This is a genomic window from Paenibacillus sp. B-A-8, from assembly GCF_048572915.1.
Taxonomy (GTDB): domain Bacteria; phylum Bacillota; class Bacilli; order Paenibacillales; family Paenibacillaceae; genus Paenibacillus_AQ.
This window is the reverse complement of the sequence record NZ_CP183882.1, coordinates 3,693,666-3,711,648: the sequence shown is the minus strand read 5'-3', so window position 1 is coordinate 3,711,648 and position 17,983 is coordinate 3,693,666. Positions and strand designations below refer to the sequence as shown.

23 protein-coding genes and 1 pseudogene are annotated in these 17,983 nt (G+C 39.1%); 18 read left to right on the top strand and 6 right to left on the bottom strand.

Features of this window, described 5'->3' with window-relative positions; translation table 11 throughout:
* Positions 1 to 6 precede the first annotated feature (6 nt).
* From ACN6MV_RS16530 to ACN6MV_RS16445, 18 genes are all read left to right on the top strand, one after another.
* Entirely contained in the window at positions 7 to 645 is a 639-nt protein-coding gene (locus ACN6MV_RS16530; protein WP_375103032.1) for an ABC-2 transporter permease, read from the top strand.
* An 83-nt stretch (positions 646 to 728) separates the two neighbouring features.
* Complete coding sequence (locus ACN6MV_RS16525) at positions 729 to 1,826, top strand: ATP-binding protein (protein ID WP_419884423.1); 1,098 nt, start codon at positions 729 to 731, stop codon at positions 1,824 to 1,826.
* 146 nt (positions 1,827 to 1,972) lie between these two features.
* Positions 1,973 to 2,389 (top strand): MarR family winged helix-turn-helix transcriptional regulator, encoded by a 417-nt coding sequence (locus ACN6MV_RS16520; RefSeq protein WP_231573785.1) that lies wholly within the window; start codon positions 1,973 to 1,975, stop codon positions 2,387 to 2,389.
* A 61-nt stretch (positions 2,390 to 2,450) separates the two neighbouring features.
* Positions 2,451 to 2,675: a DUF896 domain-containing protein gene (locus ACN6MV_RS16515; protein ID WP_042128064.1), complete on the top strand. Its 225-nt coding sequence runs from the start codon at positions 2,451 to 2,453 to the stop codon at positions 2,673 to 2,675.
* A 278-nt stretch (positions 2,676 to 2,953) separates the two neighbouring features.
* Positions 2,954 to 3,892 carry an alpha/beta hydrolase gene (locus tag ACN6MV_RS16510; RefSeq protein ID WP_339286644.1) on the top strand — a complete coding sequence of 313 codons (939 nt, stop codon included), beginning with the start codon at positions 2,954 to 2,956 and terminating at the stop codon, positions 3,890 to 3,892.
* Between the two features lie 148 nt (positions 3,893 to 4,040).
* Positions 4,041 to 5,918 (top strand): asparagine synthase (glutamine-hydrolyzing), encoded by a 1,878-nt coding sequence (gene asnB / locus ACN6MV_RS16505; protein WP_419884420.1) that lies wholly within the window; start codon positions 4,041 to 4,043, stop codon positions 5,916 to 5,918.
* Between the two features lie 204 nt (positions 5,919 to 6,122).
* Positions 6,123 to 6,383: a metal-sensitive transcriptional regulator gene (locus ACN6MV_RS16500; protein ID WP_042128058.1), complete on the top strand. Its 261-nt coding sequence runs from the start codon at positions 6,123 to 6,125 to the stop codon at positions 6,381 to 6,383.
* Between the two features lie 61 nt (positions 6,384 to 6,444).
* The gene (locus ACN6MV_RS16495) at positions 6,445 to 6,924 is read left to right on the top strand and encodes a DsrE/DsrF/DrsH-like family protein (RefSeq protein ID WP_076120549.1); all 480 of its coding nucleotides are present in this window, start codon (positions 6,445 to 6,447) and stop codon (positions 6,922 to 6,924) included.
* A 12-nt stretch (positions 6,925 to 6,936) separates the two neighbouring features.
* Entirely contained in the window at positions 6,937 to 7,284 is a 348-nt protein-coding gene (locus tag ACN6MV_RS16490; protein ID WP_042128054.1) for a rhodanese-like domain-containing protein, read from the top strand.
* A 5-nt stretch (positions 7,285 to 7,289) separates the two neighbouring features.
* The gene (locus ACN6MV_RS16485) at positions 7,290 to 7,586 is read left to right on the top strand and encodes a rhodanese-like domain-containing protein (protein WP_042128052.1); all 297 of its coding nucleotides are present in this window, start codon (positions 7,290 to 7,292) and stop codon (positions 7,584 to 7,586) included.
* A 51-nt stretch (positions 7,587 to 7,637) separates the two neighbouring features.
* The gene (locus ACN6MV_RS16480; protein WP_419884418.1) at positions 7,638 to 8,201 is read left to right on the top strand and encodes a sulfurtransferase TusA family protein; all 564 of its coding nucleotides are present in this window, start codon (positions 7,638 to 7,640) and stop codon (positions 8,199 to 8,201) included.
* A 17-nt stretch (positions 8,202 to 8,218) separates the two neighbouring features.
* A complete protein-coding gene (locus ACN6MV_RS16475; RefSeq protein ID WP_341113068.1) occupies positions 8,219 to 8,614 on the top strand; it encodes a DsrE/DsrF/DrsH-like family protein in 396 nt (131 codons plus the stop codon).
* 81 nt (positions 8,615 to 8,695) lie between these two features.
* Positions 8,696 to 9,829: an MBL fold metallo-hydrolase gene (locus tag ACN6MV_RS16470; RefSeq protein WP_419884415.1), complete on the top strand. Its 1,134-nt coding sequence runs from the start codon at positions 8,696 to 8,698 to the stop codon at positions 9,827 to 9,829.
* 52 nt (positions 9,830 to 9,881) lie between these two features.
* Positions 9,882 to 10,109 carry a sulfurtransferase TusA family protein gene (locus ACN6MV_RS16465; RefSeq protein ID WP_042128044.1) on the top strand — a complete coding sequence of 76 codons (228 nt, stop codon included), beginning with the start codon at positions 9,882 to 9,884 and terminating at the stop codon, positions 10,107 to 10,109.
* Between the two features lie 66 nt (positions 10,110 to 10,175).
* On the top strand, positions 10,176 to 10,952 hold the full coding sequence (locus tag ACN6MV_RS16460; RefSeq protein WP_419884413.1) for a sulfite exporter TauE/SafE family protein: 777 nt from the start codon (positions 10,176 to 10,178) through the stop codon (positions 10,950 to 10,952).
* 214 nt (positions 10,953 to 11,166) lie between these two features.
* A complete protein-coding gene (locus tag ACN6MV_RS16455; RefSeq protein WP_419884411.1) occupies positions 11,167 to 11,787 on the top strand; it encodes a hypothetical protein in 621 nt (206 codons plus the stop codon).
* A complete protein-coding gene (locus ACN6MV_RS16450) occupies positions 11,788 to 12,504 on the top strand; it encodes a cytochrome c biogenesis CcdA family protein (protein ID WP_419884409.1) in 717 nt (238 codons plus the stop codon).
* A 13-nt stretch (positions 12,505 to 12,517) separates the two neighbouring features.
* Positions 12,518 to 13,069 carry a TlpA disulfide reductase family protein gene (locus tag ACN6MV_RS16445; RefSeq protein ID WP_419884408.1) on the top strand — a complete coding sequence of 184 codons (552 nt, stop codon included), beginning with the start codon at positions 12,518 to 12,520 and terminating at the stop codon, positions 13,067 to 13,069.
* A gap of 846 nt (positions 13,070 to 13,915) precedes the next feature.
* Here the strand turns inward: ACN6MV_RS16445 and ACN6MV_RS16440 are convergent.
* The 6 genes and pseudogenes from ACN6MV_RS16440 to ACN6MV_RS16415 form a co-directional block, all read right to left on the bottom strand.
* Positions 13,916 to 14,257, bottom strand: a pseudogene (locus tag ACN6MV_RS16440) (tyrosine-type recombinase/integrase); the annotation flags it as partial.
* A 221-nt stretch (positions 14,258 to 14,478) separates the two neighbouring features.
* Positions 14,479 to 14,790, bottom strand: coding sequence for a metal-sensing transcriptional repressor (locus ACN6MV_RS16435; RefSeq protein ID WP_094869064.1), 312 nt, complete (start codon positions 14,788 to 14,790; stop codon positions 14,479 to 14,481).
* Positions 14,791 to 14,909: 119 nt separating this feature from the next.
* Complete coding sequence (locus ACN6MV_RS16430; RefSeq protein WP_094869063.1) at positions 14,910 to 16,007, bottom strand: hypothetical protein; 1,098 nt, start codon at positions 16,005 to 16,007, stop codon at positions 14,910 to 14,912.
* Between the two features lie 109 nt (positions 16,008 to 16,116).
* Positions 16,117 to 16,572 (bottom strand): conjugal transfer protein TraX, encoded by a 456-nt coding sequence (locus ACN6MV_RS16425; RefSeq protein WP_256989723.1) that lies wholly within the window; start codon positions 16,570 to 16,572, stop codon positions 16,117 to 16,119.
* Positions 16,487 to 16,837, bottom strand: coding sequence for a TraX family protein (locus tag ACN6MV_RS16420; protein WP_218832583.1), 351 nt, complete (start codon positions 16,835 to 16,837; stop codon positions 16,487 to 16,489). The genes ACN6MV_RS16425 and ACN6MV_RS16420 overlap by 86 nt, the downstream gene beginning before the upstream one ends.
* 121 nt (positions 16,838 to 16,958) lie before the next feature.
* Positions 16,959 to 17,957, bottom strand: coding sequence for a tagatose 1,6-diphosphate aldolase (locus ACN6MV_RS16415; RefSeq protein WP_256989733.1), 999 nt, complete (start codon positions 17,955 to 17,957; stop codon positions 16,959 to 16,961).
* Positions 17,958 to 17,983 lie beyond the last annotated feature (26 nt).

The following is a 17,983-nucleotide window of genomic DNA, read 5'->3' as shown; positions in this document are numbered from 1 at the left end:
CTTAAAGTGTATCATTCATTTTATCTTGTTCAAAAAGACTTCATTCTTCTGCGTAAATTTCTGATGCTGCTAATCCCTTTCTTTATCTTTATAGCTTATTCAAACTATCATAGCTTCAGTTTATTTACGGTCATGCCACCTATGCTGTTATTGATCAGCTCTTGTTCTATGGATACTCAGCAGTCGACGCAACGGTTTCTCGTTAATCTCCCTGTAAGGAGACAGGAGCTTGTCCGTGCCAAATACTTCTCAATCCTTCCATATGCGCTTGTTGGGCTGTCAGCAACTGCTTTTACGTATCTTCTGATTATTATGACAGGTAAACAAGTAACTCCTTATTTTTGGCAAGAGGTTGGTATTGCGATATCTATTTTTCCACTCCTCGCCATGCTTTATTTACCGATTCATTACTGGTTAGGGGCTAAAGGCACGCAAGTTGTTAATCTCGTATTTATGATGATTATAATGGTTGGTCCGAACGTGATCGGAAGTTTGATTCAATGGTTTCCTGACCTAGAGAACTGGCAGAGTTTTGGTGTGAAGTCTAGCTTTATTCTTTATATCATACTAGGACTGGCTTACTTGTTCTTACTTAGTTGTTCTTATCTTATTTCATTGCGGATTTTTGAAAAAAAGGATTTCTGATTCTAATGATTTGAGATTTAGATTGAATTCATATACCATTATCACTACAAAGATAAATACTGTAGGGGAAGGGTATACATCCAATGCCTAAAATGATTTATAGTTTTCGTACAAAAATGATAATGCTGCTGGCTGCCAGTATGCTAGTATCCGGCGGAATAACCTTTTTAATCTATAAAGCGCTCCAGCGGTATTATCACTCTGAGGTGAAGTTTGAGAATCCACTAACCAAAGTTCGCTATGTAATAAGAGATATTGGAGATGTGAATACATTTTTAATTATCTTTGTCCCATTAGCCATCTTATTCTTCTTCTTATTCACTAAGCCGTATGCAAGATACTTTAAGGAGATCTCGAAGGGAATTCATCAGCTTGCGTCAGGTGATTTCACAGAACGAGTCGATATTCCCTCCAAAGATGAATTTGGGATGATTGGACAAGATCTCAATCTAGCCATTGAGAATATGCAAGAAGCCATTGAGCGGGGAGACATTGCCGAGAGCAGTAAAGATCAACTCGTGTTGAACCTGGCGCATGATTTGCGTACACCCCTAACCTCGGTTATCGGCTATTTGGATTTTATTTTGAAGGACGATCAATTAACTCCTGAACAGACCAAACATTACACGACGATTGCTTATACCAAATCTCAGCGTTTAGAAAAATTGATCGATGAACTGTTTGAAATTACAAGAATGAACTACGGCAAGCTTAAGCTTGAGAAATCATCGATTGATCTCAGTGAGCTTCTCTTACAATTAAACGAAGAATTATATCCAGTCTTTGAGAAAAACGGGCTCACCTCCAGATTGGATATGACACAGCCTCTGAAGATTTACGGTGACGGGGAGTTATTAGCACGTGTATTTGAGAATCTCCTTACAAATGCGGCCCGATACGGAAGCGATGGTCAATTTGTTGATATTCACGGTTACTTGGACGCTAACGAGGTAGTCGTTGAAGTAATTAACTATGGAAATTGTATTGAGCCGGAAGAGCTGCCACGTATTTTTGATATGTTTTACACGGGTGATCGTGCACGAACACATCCAACAGGAAGTACAGGACTAGGCTTGTTTATTACTAAAAATATAGTAGAGCAGCATAATGGGACCGTCTCTGCGCATAGCAGTGTGGTACGGACAATCTTTGAAGTACGGCTTCCGCAAAACAGTAATTGAAGACCATTTTTATATCATAAAGTGCCAAACTAAAGAGGATTCGTTGGTGGGGGATAGCAAAAGATCGTCAACCTTTGAAATCCTCTTAAAAACATGATATAATTAGCTTGCTAATTAATTTGTAAAGTGGCTCGGGGGAACAAGCTGTGATTGAAGATGAGATAAGAGAACTACTGGATATAATTTCAGCGGAAATGCGTAGAGATTATGCTGCGCTGCTTAGAGAATATAATCTTCATGTAGGTCAAGAACAGTTATTATGCCGGTTATGGAAATCAGATGGAATGACACAGATACAGTTAAGTGAAAGTCTGAATTGTGAGCCTCCAACGATCACGAATATGGTGAAATCACTTGAGAATCATGGGTTTGTTGTTCGAAAAAGAGATTCTGAAGATGGCAGAGTAAGCCGAGTGTATCTAACTTCAGCCGGACGTAATCTGTGTGAACCTGTAGAACGTATATGGAATAAGCAACTGGATAAATTATTAACAGGAATTCTACCCGAAGAACGTTTATTATTAAGAAGGCTTATGAAACAAATGGCGAATAATTTATCTTAACCTGGAACTGCGCATCACATCCATTAGCAAGCTAATCAAAACTTAGAAAAGAGGAATATAGATGATTAACAGTTTGACTCGTATTAATGAACTAGCCAGGAAAGAACGTGAAGAAGGCCTGACAAAAAGTGAATGGGTCGAGCAGATCGCTTTGCGTGAAGATTACCTACGTGAAATACGTGGACAAGTTCGTAACAGTCTTTCAGGAGTGACGATTGTAGATCCTGAGGGAAATGATGTTACGCCTGAAAAGATTCGTTTATCGCGTAAAGAAAGCTTGAACTAATCCTTATCTAATGAAGTGAATGTACACCTTTAGAATATCGTTGAATGGTCCTTTGGGCTAATCAGCGAATCTCTAAAGGTGTTTTTTTGTTATCCATGAACGGAATAGGGAACATAATTATAACAGTTATCTTAACAGAATCTTAATTGAATTTCGTTAGCTGATGCTGAAAGTTAAGGTCCAATTAATCTTGTGTTTCACAGGATCTAAGACTGCATTGCTACAATGAAATGGACAGATGAGAAGAAATAAATAAGTGGGGGAGCGGGATTTAACAGATGAAAAAGGCATTTTTCTTTTTACTTAAAGCAATTGGAGTAATAGCCATAGCTATAGTGCTATTTCTAGCCATTGTTTTTACAGTCAATGTGATCTGCAACAAATTGGAGAAAAGTAAAATCGAGCCCTATGGTCAGCTTGTACCTGTAGACGGGAAGAACATGAACGTCACGATTCATGGAAATGGTGAAGAGACGGTCGTATTATTACCAGGATACGGAACTGCAGCGCCAGGTATTGATTTTAAGCCATTAGTTGACGAGTTATCTCCATTTTACAGAGTGGTTGTCATTGAGCCTTTTGGTTATGGGTTAAGTGATATCACTGAAAAAGAACGAAGTATTGAAAATATTGTGAGTGAAGTACATGAATGCTTGCAACAATTAAATATAGACCGTTATATTCTGATGGGGCACTCTATATCCGGCATTTACAGTCTAGACTATGTGAACAAATACAAAAACGAAGTTAGTGCATTCGTGGGGATTGACAGCAGTGTACCGGCACAAGGAGCAGGCGAGGAGCTTCCAACTGCAGCCTTAAAATCACTTAAACAATCAGGCATCTTCAGATTGCTGGTTAAACTCTCGCCTGATCAAATCATTACACCACCAGGTGTTGATGATGAAACCAAAGAGCAAAATAGGATGATTACGCTTAAAAACATGATGAACCCAAACATCATTAGCGAAGCAGATCATTTCCCGAGCAACTTCAATGTCGCTGAAACTTTAAAGTTCCCCAAAGATCTGCCTGTAATCTTCTTCTTAGTAAAAGATAATTCGGATGTTGAAGGCTGGGAAGCTTTACATGAAGAACAGATCAAAGATTCTTTACATGGGAAGATGCTGCTGCTTGAAGGCGATCATTATTTACACCATACTAAATCGAAAGAAATCGTGGAGAATTTCAGAAGCTTCATGAGTGAAATAAAATAAGAGTGAATGAGAAAACGTCGAACGATTCATTTAATGAATTGTTCGACGTTTTTTTATATGAATGACATGCAATAAAAAATGATGATTGATCAATGCAATTGTGGGCATTCTAAACCTTAATCTTTAGTATAGGAAGGACTACAATCGTATGTGCGGAATAGCAGGAATATTAAAATATAATGGACAACCCCCACATGAAGAAACCTTAAAACAAATGACAGGGGCAATGAACCACCGAGGTCCTAATCATGAGGGTGTATGGCTTGATTCTCGAATTGGGCTGGGTTTTCGTAGATTATCCGTTATAGATTTACGTGATGGCAATCAACCGATGACGAATGAAGATCGTACCCTTTGGATTGTTTTTAATGGTGAAATCTATAACTATAAAACACTACGAGATCAGCTTAAGCAAAAGGGACACCACTTTCAAACGCAATCAGATACAGAGGTTATCGTGCATTTATTTGAGGAATATGGTAAGGACTGTGTCCATCATTTACGCGGAATGTTTAGTTTTGCGATTTGGGATGTTAAGGAACAGACTCTTTTTGCTGCTAGAGATCATTTTGGCATCAAGCCTTTTTATTATTACAAAGATGAGAATAACCTTTTATTTGCTTCGGAAATCAAAAGCATCCTTGCAGTGCAAGGGGTGCCCAGAAAGCTACAGTATCAAAGTTTATTTAGCTACTTAACTTTTCAGTATGTGCCGCAACCGGATACGATGTTTGAACATATTCATAAATTAGGACCTGCAGAGCGTGTATTTGTTAACTCGGATGGTGAAATGAAGATCGAGAAATATTGGGAGCCCCATTTTCATCCGGTAAAACGATCTTTAGCAGACTATGCGGAAGAAATTCAGTGGAAATTGAAAGAGTCAGTAAACCTTCATTTACAAAGTGATGTGAATAGAGGGTGTTTTTTGTCTAGTGGAATTGACTCCACAGCTATAGCTGCAATGATGAAAGCAGAAGAATCAACCAAAACCTTTTCGATTGGGTTTGAAGGGGTGAACAATGAAACGATCATTGCCAATCAAACCGCAGCCAAGCTGGGGACAGATCATTATTTCCATATCCTATCGGCAAAAGACTTTTTTGAGAGTATAGCGAAGACCGTATGGCATCTAGATGAGCCTGTCGCGGATCCTTCCGCCATTGCGCTCTATCATCTTAATCAGCTTGCAAAAGAACATGTAACGGTTGTCCTATCAGGGGAAGGCGCTGATGAATTATTCGGAGGATACAGAATCTATAAAGAGCCAGATGCATTAAGACCCATCACATGGATGCCCAACTTCATAAAGGATTCGTTACGTAAATCATTGTCTATATATCCGTATCATTTTTATGGAAAGAACTATTTACTTCGGGGGCTGACACCTTTAGAGGAACGTTTTTTCGGTAATGCTAATATCTTTAACAAAAGCGGAAAGATGAACCTGCTCCACGAATCGATACACGCTCATAATAGCTTTTTACATCCCACCGATATCGTTAAGCCTTTTTATGATAAGACAGTACACCTAGACCCTACGACAAGAATGCAGTTTATTGATATGAATTTTTGGTTGCCTGGCGATATTTTGTCAAAAGCAGATAAGCTGTCGATGGCGCATTCGTTAGAATTAAGAGTACCGTTTTTAGATAAAGAGGTTTTCGAAACAGCTAGTAAAATTCCTGTATCCAATCGAATTGGCAACAAAACAACAAAACTTGCTTTGCGTAAAGCTATGGAAGGAATCGTTCCGGATGCTATCGTGAATCGCCCAAAATTAGGATTTCCCGTACCGATTCGTGATTGGCTTAAGACCCCAATTTCGGATATAATGTTTGAGCAAATACGCTATAGCGGTATTGAAGAAATCTTTAATATGAATATCGTCGAAGAGATGTTTAATCAGCATAAGAGTAATAAAGGTGACTATTCACGTAGAATATGGTTAATTTATATTTTTTCCGTGTGGCACACTCTTTTTATAAAAGAAGATCTGAAGCCATTAAGCGGTGCTGCATTGTAATGGCATCGACGATATTGCAACGATGATTACGATGGGGGGGGCTAATGGACCTTCGCAATCGAATCAATGAAATCCTACCCAGCGTAAACCAATTGTGAAATAGTACAAATTTAAGTAAAATAGATATTGACTTTATACCCCATAGGGTATAAGATAGGTTTTGTAAGAACGTTAGCGAATATTAATAAAGAAGGGAGTGTGTGTATGACATACGATAGCAAAGTGATAAATCGTGTCAAACGTATGGAAGGTCAAATAAGAGGCATCTTACGTATGATGGATGAAGGTAAAAATTGCAAAGAAGTCATTACACAACTTTCCGCTGTAAGATCTGGATTAGATCATACGATTGGTGTCATTGTAAGTGAAAATCTTGTAGAATGTGTGCAAAACGCGGAAGGCGATCAATCTATAATGAATGATTCTATTCAAGAAGCAGTTAATCTACTCGTAAAAAGCCGATAATTTTCGGCTTTATATTTTTAGAAAATATATACCCCTACCAGTATGGGTAAAGGAGCGCGAAATGGAAAAGAAAAGAACGACGATTGTATTATTTAGTGGAGACTATGATAAGGCGATGGCTGCTTATATTATTGCAAATGGTGCTGCGGCTTATGATCATGAAGTAACCATCTTCCACACATTTTGGGGAATTAATGCAGTGCGTAAACAATCACCAGTTGAAGTAAAAAAAGGATTTTTAGAAAAAATGTTCGGTATGATGATGCCACGTGGCGCTGAACAACTAAGCCTTTCCAAAATGCAAATGCTTGGTATGGGTCCGAAAATGATCAAGCATGTCATGAAAAAGCATAATGCGTTGACATTAACACAACTCATTGATATGGCCCAGGAGCAAGAGATTAAGCTAATAACCTGTACGATGACGATGGATTTATTGGGTTTACAAAAGGAAGAATTATTGGATGGTGTTCAGTATGCGGGTGTAGCAGCATATCTGGCTGATGCAGAAAATGGAAATGTCAATCTATTTATCGGCTAAGGGAGGTGAATAATGGAGGCAGCAATTGTTATTGGTATCCTCATGTTATTTATTATTTGGCGCAAGTTACCATCAAAAGGCGTAAAGAGGATTACTGCCCAGCAGCTGAAGACGATATTAACTGACAAAGATAAAGTATTCATCGATGTTCGAACTCCAGGTGAATACAGTGGTCGTCATATAGTCCAGTTCAAAAATGTTCCACTTGGTTCTGACTTGTCAAAGTTACCTAGAGGTAAGGATATAGTCGTCATTTGCCAAAGTGGAATGCGAAGTAATCAAGCATGTAAACAATTAAAGAAATTAGGATACGATAACGTTACTAATGTCCATGGTGGCATGAATGCGTGGAAAGGATGAGTGGAATGAAAGAGATTACCGTTCAAGAAGTTCAAGAAAGCATAAAAAATGGGGAAAAGCTAAATCTAATCGATGTTCGTGAGGTTGCTGAAGTACAAGAAGATCACATTCCTGGAATTATCAATATTCCATTAGGTTTACTTGAGTTTCGCTTACAAGAGTTAAACAAAAACACACCATATATTATCATATGTCGTTCAGGTGGACGTAGTGGGCAAGCTACAGAATTTCTAACTTATCACGGCTATGACGCTACAAATATGGTCGGTGGTATGCTGGCCTTTAAAGGTAATGTTGAATAGCTTTAAAATATCATTCAAAAATAAACGATAGAGTTTTAGGAGGGTTTCAGAATGGCAGTTAAAGCGGATGTTATGTTAGATGCAAAAGGTCTAGCATGTCCAATGCCAATCGTGAAAACGAAAAAGGCAATGAACGATTTAGAAGAGGGTCAAATATTAGAGGTGCAAGCGACAGATAAAGGATCTAAAGCCGATCTTGCAGCTTGGTCAGAAACTGTTGGTCATCAATATATTGGTACAACAGAAGATGGAGATGTGTTATTTCATTACATTCGTAAATGTTCAAATGACGCAATGGTAGAAAAGACACATGAGCAGATCATAGATAATGAAGAGTTAGTTTCGCGTGCAGCAAATGGTGGATATATTCTAGATGTACGTGAAGAGGCGGAATATGCATTTGGTCATATTGAAGGCGCAAATTCAATACCAATGGGTGAACTTGAATCTCGTATGAATGAGCTTGATAAAAATCAAGAAATTTATGTGATTTGTCGTACTGGCAAACGCAGTGATCTTGTAGCACAAAAGCTTGCAAACCATGGATTTGAAAAAGTGTATAACGTCTTGCCAGGTATGACAGGTTGGACTGGCGACTTAACAACATCAATATAAATTATGGAGGGTTAAATATGTCAAACAAAGTAGCAATTATCGCAAGTAACGGTGGTCTATTCGACGCCTATAAAGTATTTAATATCGCAACAGCAGCAGCAGCTTCAGAAAAAGAAGTAGCAATTTTCTTCACATTTGAAGGGCTAAATTTGATTCATAAGCAAGGAATGCACGGGCTTTCCATGCCAGCTGGTAAAGAATTTATGGCCGAAGGATTTGCTAAAGCGAACGTTCCAGCGATTCCTCAATTAGTTGAAATGGCACAAGAGCTGGGTGTAAAATTCATTGCTTGCCAGATGACTATGGATGTGATGAGTCTAACAAAGGATGACTTTGTAGAGGGTATTGAAGTGGGTGGAGCCGTTACATTCCTTGAATTTGCCAAAGATGCCGCTCCATCATTAACTTTTTAGAGTAAAAGCAATGACTTAGTGAGGGATCTAATTCTCTCACTAAAAAAATAACAAAATTTATACCTATGGGGGTATTTTGAAATGACAGTAATGAAATGGACAGCAGCAGATGTTGCTCGTAAAGTAATTGAAAATCAATCATTATTCATTTTGGACGTACGTAATGCAGATGCATTTGAAGACTGGAAAATTGAAGGACATCGATTCGAATATCTTAATATTCCTTATTTCGAATTATTAGATGGTGTAGAGGGTATTTTACCTCAAATTCCAACCGATAGAGATATATTAGTTGTTTGTGCTAAAGAAGGCTCCTCGATTATGGTGGCTGAAATGTTGAATGAAGCGAGTGATGCTCTATCTGTTAGTTATTTAGAAGGCGGTATGAAATCTTGGAGCAGTTATTTAGAGCCAATAAAAGTAGCTGATCTTTCTGGTAGTGGTGAATTATATCAATTCGTACGTCTAGGAAAAGGTTGTCTTTCCTATATGGTAATTTCTGAGGGTGAAGCAGCCCTATTTGATGCCGTCAGATTTACGGATGTATTCACAAGCTTTGCAGAAGAGAAAAATGTAAAAATTAAACACGTATTCGATACGCATCTACATGCTGATCATATTTCAGGCGGGCGTTCTATTGCAGAGGCTACGGGTGCAACATACTACTTGCCTTCGAAAGATGCAGAAGAAGTCGTGTTCGACTATACACCTCTTGAGGATGGATTAACGGTTCAAATCGGTGCTTCTAACATTGATGTAGGTGCACTTTACTCGCCAGGTCATACGATCGGATCAACTTCTTTTGTAGTAGACGATAAGTATCTATTGACGGGTGATATTCTATTCATCGATTCCATTGGTCGTCCTGACCTTGCTGGTCTTGCGGAGGATTGGGTAGGAGATCTTCGTGAAACATTATATCGCCGTTATAGAGAACTAGCAGAGGACTTAATTGTTCTACCAGCACATTTTATGATCATTGATGAATTGAATGAAGACGGGACGGTTGCCAAACGATTAGGTGATTTGCTGTCTGATAATCATGGCTTGAATATTGAAGATGAGAGTGAATTCCGCAGTATAGTAACTGATAATTTACCACCACAACCGAATGCTTATCAACAAATTCGTCAAGTGAATATGGGAAAAATCACTCCGGATTATGAGGAACAAACCGAAATGGAAATTGGTCCAAACCGTTGTGCAGTTCGTTAATTCATTAATATGATCTAAGCAGCTTCCAAAAAAACGAAATGGGGTTATTTAAATGAAAGTCGACAAAATAATAGATGCAAAAGGACTAGCATGTCCTATGCCAATCGTTAAAACAAAAAAGGCAATGGATTCCGTTGCTTCAGGTGAAGTAGTAGAGATTCATGTGACGGACAAAGGTGCACTTTCAGATTTTCCAGCTTGGGCAAATGCAGGTGGACATACTATTTTAGAACAATCAGAAGACGCTGGTGTATTCAAATTTTATATAAAAAAAGCGTAATGTAGTTCTTTTAGGCGGGTTTTCGATCATCGAAGCCCGCCATCGTTATAGAAAGAAGGGGAAAGTGTGGATATCACATTTATTGTTGTTATATTTTTAGTTGGTTTTATCGGTTCATTCGTATCAGGAATGCTTGGTGTTGGAGGATCGATTATTAAGTACCCAATGCTCTTATATATCCCACCACTATTTGGAATAGCAGCCTTTACAGCACATCAGGTTTCAGGGATTAGTGCGATACAAGTATTGTTTGCATCAATTGCTGGCGTTTGGGCTTATCGTAAAGGTGGCTACCTCAATAAGTCACTGATCATCTATATGGGTGGATCTATATTACTTGGAAGCTTTATTGGTAGCTTTGGTTCGTCGTATTTATCAGAGCAGTCTGTAAATGTTGTATATGGGATCCTCGCTACAGTCGCGGCAATTATGATGTTCATACCTAAAAAACAAATAGATGATATTCCATTGGATAAAGTAACATTTAATAAAACTTTAGCCGTAGTTCTAGCGTTGATTGTTGGTGTAGGGTCTGGTGTTGTTGGAGCTGCAGGTGGATTCTTACTTGTGCCCATTATGCTGGTTGTGCTTAAAATTCCAACGCGGATGACGATTGCAACGAGTTTAGCCATTACTTTTATCTCCTCAATAGGAGGAAGTATTGGTAAGTTAATGACAGGACAAGTCGATTACTGGCCAGCAATTATTATGGTTATTGCTAGTCTTCTGGCGGCACCACTGGGAGCTAAAGTCGGTAAAAAAATGAATACGAAAGCTTTACAAGCTATCTTAGCAATTTTGATTTTAGCTACTGCTATTAAAATATGGATTGACTTATTCTAAAAGTGAGTCTACTATCTAGTTCTTAATGAGATTTTTTTGAAATATAGGAAACTTGAAGGAGGTGACGCCTGTATTGTACAGCGTCATCTTTTTATATACATTTCATAACGATGTTTACATTTTGATCAGGAACATCTGGAGATAAAAGGAGGATAAAGTTATAAAATTTCTGCCATTAGGTCCATTCTTAATAAATGTTGAAATCCTCTTATTAATGTTATCGACTTTCGCTGGCTACATGGGCTTGAAATACCGTTTGAGCAAGGCAGATGTGAAGGAAGATATAAGTGGTAAGTATTTTACTGCACTCATTATTGGTTTTTTTGTATGGAAATTTAGTATTGTTCTATTTGATCCGATGTCAACGTTCCAACAACCGTTGTCACTTCTCTATTTTAATGGAGGTAATAAAGGAATTGGTTTGGCTGTTGTGATTTCGATTATATTTATAGGGATCCGTACACGTTTGGACGGTACTTCTATCATGATGAATCTGGATGTGTTGGGTACTGGATGGATAGTTAGCAGTAGTGTATATCATTTATTCCTTATTTTCACAGATAATACTAATTCACTATTTCACGGCTTGTATTTTTCAATGAATATTGGGTTTGCTGTTTTTCTTTTCAAGAAGAAAGAGGCAGTAGGGAATTCGGTAGTTGTCAATCAATTTATCGAATGGATTAGCTTGGGGATGATAGGCATATTATTCACCAAGGATGGAAGAGAACTATTTGTTTTGGGGTTTACAAAGGAACAAATTCTATTCTTTGTCTTGTTCATCATTTCTTTTATAGCATACAACGTAATGAATAAGGGAAAAGGGGGCTCTTGAATGGATAGTCCAACAATAGCTGTTGCTCTTATAGCAGGGGTGCTTTCTTTTCTTTCCCCGTGCATATTTCCACTGATTCCGTCCTATGTATCTCATTTGACTGGATCCTTCGTACAAGACAACAAAATCAACGTAGAGAAAAAACTACTCTTAACAAGATCCATCAGCTTTATTCTAGGATTCAGTGTAGTATTTGTCGTTATGGGAGCATCTGCTAGCTTCATTGGTCAATTTTTTGCGGGAAATAGAGAAGTGGTTGAGAAAATAAGTGGTCTGCTTATCATTGTTTTTGGATTGCAAATGGCCGGAATTCTATCACTTCGTTTTCTCATGGTAAATAAGAAATGGGGCAATACAGGAACATCAAAGAAAGGGAATTTAAGCTCTTTTGTATTGGGACTAGCCTTTGGTTCAGGATGGACTCCCTGTGTAGGACTAGCATTATCCTCCATATTGTTGCTTGCTGGATCGACAGAGACGATGTATAGCGGAATGTTTTTATTATTTGTTTATTCCATCGGATTAGGGATTCCTTTCCTTTTGTTATCCATCATGTTGACTTATTCGTTGGGAATCTTAAAAAAAATTAATCGTTGGTTACCCTTGCTATCCGTCATTAACGGCTGGATCCTCGTTGTTATGGGCTTGTTGTTATTCACGGGGCAATTGCAGAAATTAAGCGCCTATTTCGCCCAGTTTACAGTATTTACTTATTAAAAAGGGGTGTATTATGAAGAAAAATATGTTTGCACTCATAGCGATTATTTTATTATTTACATGGGGGATATTCGATTACAAGAAGAATCAATCAGGTCAATCGAATAACATCCAGCAGGAACAATCTATCGAGGTGGTAGGGATAAAAAAGGGTAACGAAGCTCCGGATTTTGAGCTGCTGAATTTGGAAGAACAGCCAGTAAAGCTTTCTGATTTCAAAGGTAAAAAAGTAATACTAAACTTCTGGGCTACGTGGTGCCCACCATGTAGAACTGAAATGCCCCATATGGAAAAGTATTATACTGATTACAAGGATGATACAGTGGTTTTGGCTGTGAATTTAACCAATACGGAACAAAAAACAGCTAATGTAACAGGTTTTATTGAACAATTTGGATTGAGTTTTCCCGTTGCTTTGGACAGTGAGGGCGATGTGAGTAGCAAGTACCAAGTAGTTGCTTATCCTACATCTTTTATAATAGATTCTCAAGGCATTATTCAAGAGATCTATCAAGGCGCTATCAATTATGACTTAATTAAAAAAGCATTGTCTAACGTAGAATAATAATATTGAGAGCTTAATTAAAAGCGGCGTAGCCAAGTTGCTCGATCGTCAACTTCACCACTTAAGTAACGAAGAGATGAGAGCTGCTGTAAATAAAATGGAACAATAATCCATATTGAAAGTGATATTAATAATAATTAGTTTCATAACAAATAACACAAAACCGCTAGTATTTGACACAAAGATTACCACTTTAAAAGAAGGTTCAAAATAAATTGAGCCTTCTTTTAGAGAGAGCAACTAAATTCATTAGATTTATTATTATATAGAGTTAAACTTTGTGTCATACAATTTTAAGAGGTACGTTTCGGGTCAATAAAGGGGGAAGTTTTTGTCACTGTACACCGGTTAAATTATTTTACATACTACTTACTCACAAAACCCGTATTTTGTACATATGTCTATGAGTTAGAAAATGCCCCTGTTTAGTTATGACTTAATGCTCGTTGACGGATGACAAGAATGTGTACCGATGAATGACAAGAATATGTACCGTTGTCCATGAGATCACCCTCCTTTTTATCATATAACTAAGAAAGACTGATCTTCAATATGTTGATCTAATGCGACACAAAACTCCCTACCTTTTTGACACAAAACCCCCTACTTTAAGCTCTTTTAGTTAAAAAGTTTGGAGGTTAATAAAATCAAATATGATTTGATCAATCTATTTTGTCAGCTCCACCAAGCAAGTAGATGATTTTGTGTCATTCCTCCAAGTAAGTAGGCGGTTTTGTGTCACCCCACCAAACAAGTAGGTGGTTTAGTGTCATTTACTCCAAGCAAGTAGGCACATTTGTGTCATTATTTATACAGCTAGTTATCCATAACACCTTTTAATATTTGTTATTGATCCATTTTATTAACTGCAATTCGCATCTCTTCATCAGTTAAATGAGTGTAAATCATAGTAGTTTGAATAGATGAATGCCCCAGTTGATTCTTTAATCTAGGTACATCATTATTCTCCTTATGATATCGAGTTGCAAATGAGTGTCTTAATGCATGCACCGATAGAGCCGGCTTTCCAAAGGCAATTGCATATTTTTCAACAAGCTTTTCAATAGATCTTTGATTTAAGCGGCGATTAGTACCCTTCCGTCCAACTGGTGCAGCTATAAATAGGAATGGAGCTGATTTATCTGGTTTATACCGTGATTCTCTAATTGCAAGATAATTGTTTAAATCATTCATTTTTTAATTCCGATGATCATTTCTAATTAACAAGTTCTTATAATCAGAAGTTTTAAAAACAACCTTGACTTTTTTTTGGTTGATTTGAGCACTCTATGCACCTTATATCTATAATTTAAAATTTTATTAACCATTTAATATTTATGGGATACACTCCATTACACATTATTAAAAAGCCCCTTCTATACTGGCACAAGAAGGGGCATCAACAAGCTTTACCGGATGTAACTATTTATCGCAGCATTCAGTTCTGCAATCACCTGTGCTTCGTCGCCATGATGCACGGCATCAACCACACAATTCTCCAGATGGTCTTTTAAGAGCAGCTTTGCTGCTCCATCCAGTGCTTTTTGCACGGCCGCAATCTGCAGCAGGATATCGGGACACTGGCGTCCATTGATCGCCATTTCTTTAACTGACCGCAAATGCCCCTCGACTTTTGCCAAACGGTTAATAATATCTTTCCGGTACTTATGCTCATGATTATGTTCATGACTATTCCCATGGTTAATATGCTCATCAGACATGCGTACTTACCTCCCTAGCTAAATCCTTTTTGAATGAACCTCTCCCTATACATATGACACAATTTAATAGTACCGCTGTCTAGGCTGGCTGTCCAATCATCCAGAGGGGCAACAACAAATTATTCCGCAAAAGGTGCTGTACTGTAAATATCCGTTATAATAAATTCCCCATCGCCGCTTTGATCTGCGATACTGTCCCTGGCCTCAAGATCGTTAAAGTGCCACCATTCCGAGGCCAACGGAGTCAAACCCGCGGACGTGCAATATTTCTGCAGCTGTTTAGCAGGGTCTGTCATCGTATCGGCATAAGTCGATCCTCTCCAAGCGTCCGGCGTTTTTGAAGTCACTGCAGCAGTGAATATAGCTGAGCTTCCACTCAACTCATGTATGTAGGTTGGCATGACGTACTCAATATAATCCGTAACTTGCAAGGAAAGGTAGTCACCGATCCTTACTTGCTCCTCTGATTGGATTTCTACTAAACTCACGTCCATTCCGTACCCCATTTGGTGATTGGATACTCCATCAACAATAAACCAGGTTATTCCCCACGGTGGCGTATTGATCCCCTCCATCACTTCAGGATCTGATTCAGCCAGAGCTTTTAATGCAGAGGCAACATCTTTCTGTACAGTATATGGGCGGAAAACCTCATAAATTTTCAGCGAGTTTCCATCAGATAAAGCCATGCGCTGTGCGGAGTATATTTTTTTTGACATTTGATACAGAACAGGATCGATGAACTCCTCTTTTGCCAGCCGATTATTGTAACTTTTCCCGGAATACAGTTTCTGATCGGTGATACCGGGAATCGCTTTTCCGGAAGATTTGAACTGTGAAGCATACGTATTGGTGTTGTCATAAATCATAGACGGAATAACATCGGGAAGATTAATGAAACAGTAAACATGCGGCAGCCAGCCGGTAACATCCTGATGTTGTACCAGCCACCATGCCCCCTCTTCCTTTAAAATCTGGAAGGCACTTCTAGGTTCAATTATTGCTACCGTAATGGAATTAACGTCGGCTGAATTTTTCAACTCCATTCTTACTGAGGCATACCCTGTAGCACCAATTACAGGCAGCTCCAAATTACCGTCGTACACTAGTCCTGTCGAGGGTTCTTCGCTTCTCGTTGCTTGCGGCTGTTCAGGCAGGACTTCTTGCTCAGATAACGTGGGCGCAGGACTATTTACTACTTGCGGATTCGGGTTCATCTTGCCGGTACAAGCGGATAGCGTTACAGCACTACAGCTGTAAATATAGTCAAGGTTAGGAACCTATGATTAATTATTCTAAGCCACTTCATGCAGCGTTCTCCTTAATCTATGATTCAAATAAAATATAACGAAACAGATACAGCACTATTAGATGGAGCGGGTAAAATATATAGAATCCATACTTGATCAGATTGGATTTTCGGCCGCGGGTTCCGTTGTACAAAGCAAAGAGCGGAATCGCCAGCAGAATGCCGAAACGGAAGATGCTCGTTGAACCTGATGCCGAAAGGCCTGGAATAATGTAAAGGGAAGTTCCAATTAGTGCAAAGCCAAACATTTGCAGACTGAAGCGTGTTCTGAACAAACCAAAACACACGACCCATAAGACTCCGATGTAATTCCAATCTGCCGTCCATGCGAGCAGGCAGCATACCGCAACCGAAGAGATCTGTCCCCATAAGGGGATCTTGGGATTTTTACAGATAGACAGTGCAATCAGCCCCATGAGCAAATCCCAGATCACACTGGTCCCTTGCCACCAGGATAGACCGAAGAAGAGCACAAATGGAAAATGAGAGACTAAGGAAAAAAGAAAAAGCCGTATCATAAATTTTCTTTAAGTTGGAAGTATGCGCGAAGCCCTCTGCAATCAGGTAACAAATAATGGGGGCGGCAAGTCTGCCAATAGTGTGAAGCAGAATATCCAGTGAGGTTCCTGAGGGAACCAGCCATACCGATAGGTGATCGATGAACATGGATAATATAGCAATAATCTTAAGTGTATTCGAATTTACAACTTTAATAGCTGAGACATCTGCTGTCTGCATGATTTGCTGCTCCATTTCCCTTGTTTCGTGAAGCCATATAATACCCGGCAGGCGGAAAGGCTATGCCTGCTGCACGACCTGCCGGGGTTCAAAGCAGATTAATGGGTGACGGTAAAATCAATCAAGGATGTTTCTGCCACCATGGTGTGGTCACTTGCCGCAGAATATTATCAAGCTTGATCATTCGCTGTTTGCCTTCCTCTTGAAGCCATTTGCGTAATGCTTCAACCCCCTCCTTGCCGTATATTTCTATACCGTCCTGCCATGTAGCCCGACCGCACAGTACTCCTGAAAAAGGGACTTCCGCTTCCCCGGCAAATTTCAAGGTCTCTAGAAATATTTCATTCGTGACTCCCGCACTTAGATAAATAAACGGAATAGGTGAAATTGTTGCTGTATCTTTAAAGTGCTGTAGTGCTTCTTGCCTTGTATATACCGCTTCATGCTCATGGCCGGTATTGGCTGCCGTGCCGGATACATATTTCATATTTACCGGAACTTCAACCTTCAGCACATCAATTTTATAACGCGGTTTGGAGAATTCCTGCATATACTTCTTAACTTTATCCGGTTTGACTTTGGCAAACTCGGCGCTTCCTGAGTCCGGTATGCTGTCACTGTATGTTACGGCTTCAAAAAAGAAGGGAATGTCATTTGCGGCACATTCCGCACCGACACGTTCGATGAAGACATGTTTAATGTCGTTGATTTCCTCTAGATCATCCGGATCGTAATACATCAGGATTTTAACGGCATCTACTCCCTTCTCGACATACCGCAGAGCTGAAGATCGGGGCAATAAATCTGGCAGTCGGCCCATTTGTGTCACATCATATCCGGTTTCCTCATAAGCGAGCAGAAGCCCGCAGTCTGCATCACGGGCTTCTGCTGCTGGCCAGCCAAACTCAGGGTCCAGCAAAATAGCAGTCGAATAAGGTGTAAGCTCTTCGGAAACCAGCTGTTTGAACTCGGCGACCTGCTCATAGGATGCTTCCTTTCCCAATGCTTTGCTTAAAGATTTGGATAAGGAGCCTCTTTGATCAATAGCGGTAGCAGCAATATATCCATTGTCGTTGGAGAGTTTGAGCAAACGGTCAAATTCACCTTTTGAAAGCTTAATTGTTATGATTGTTCCTCCATCGATTT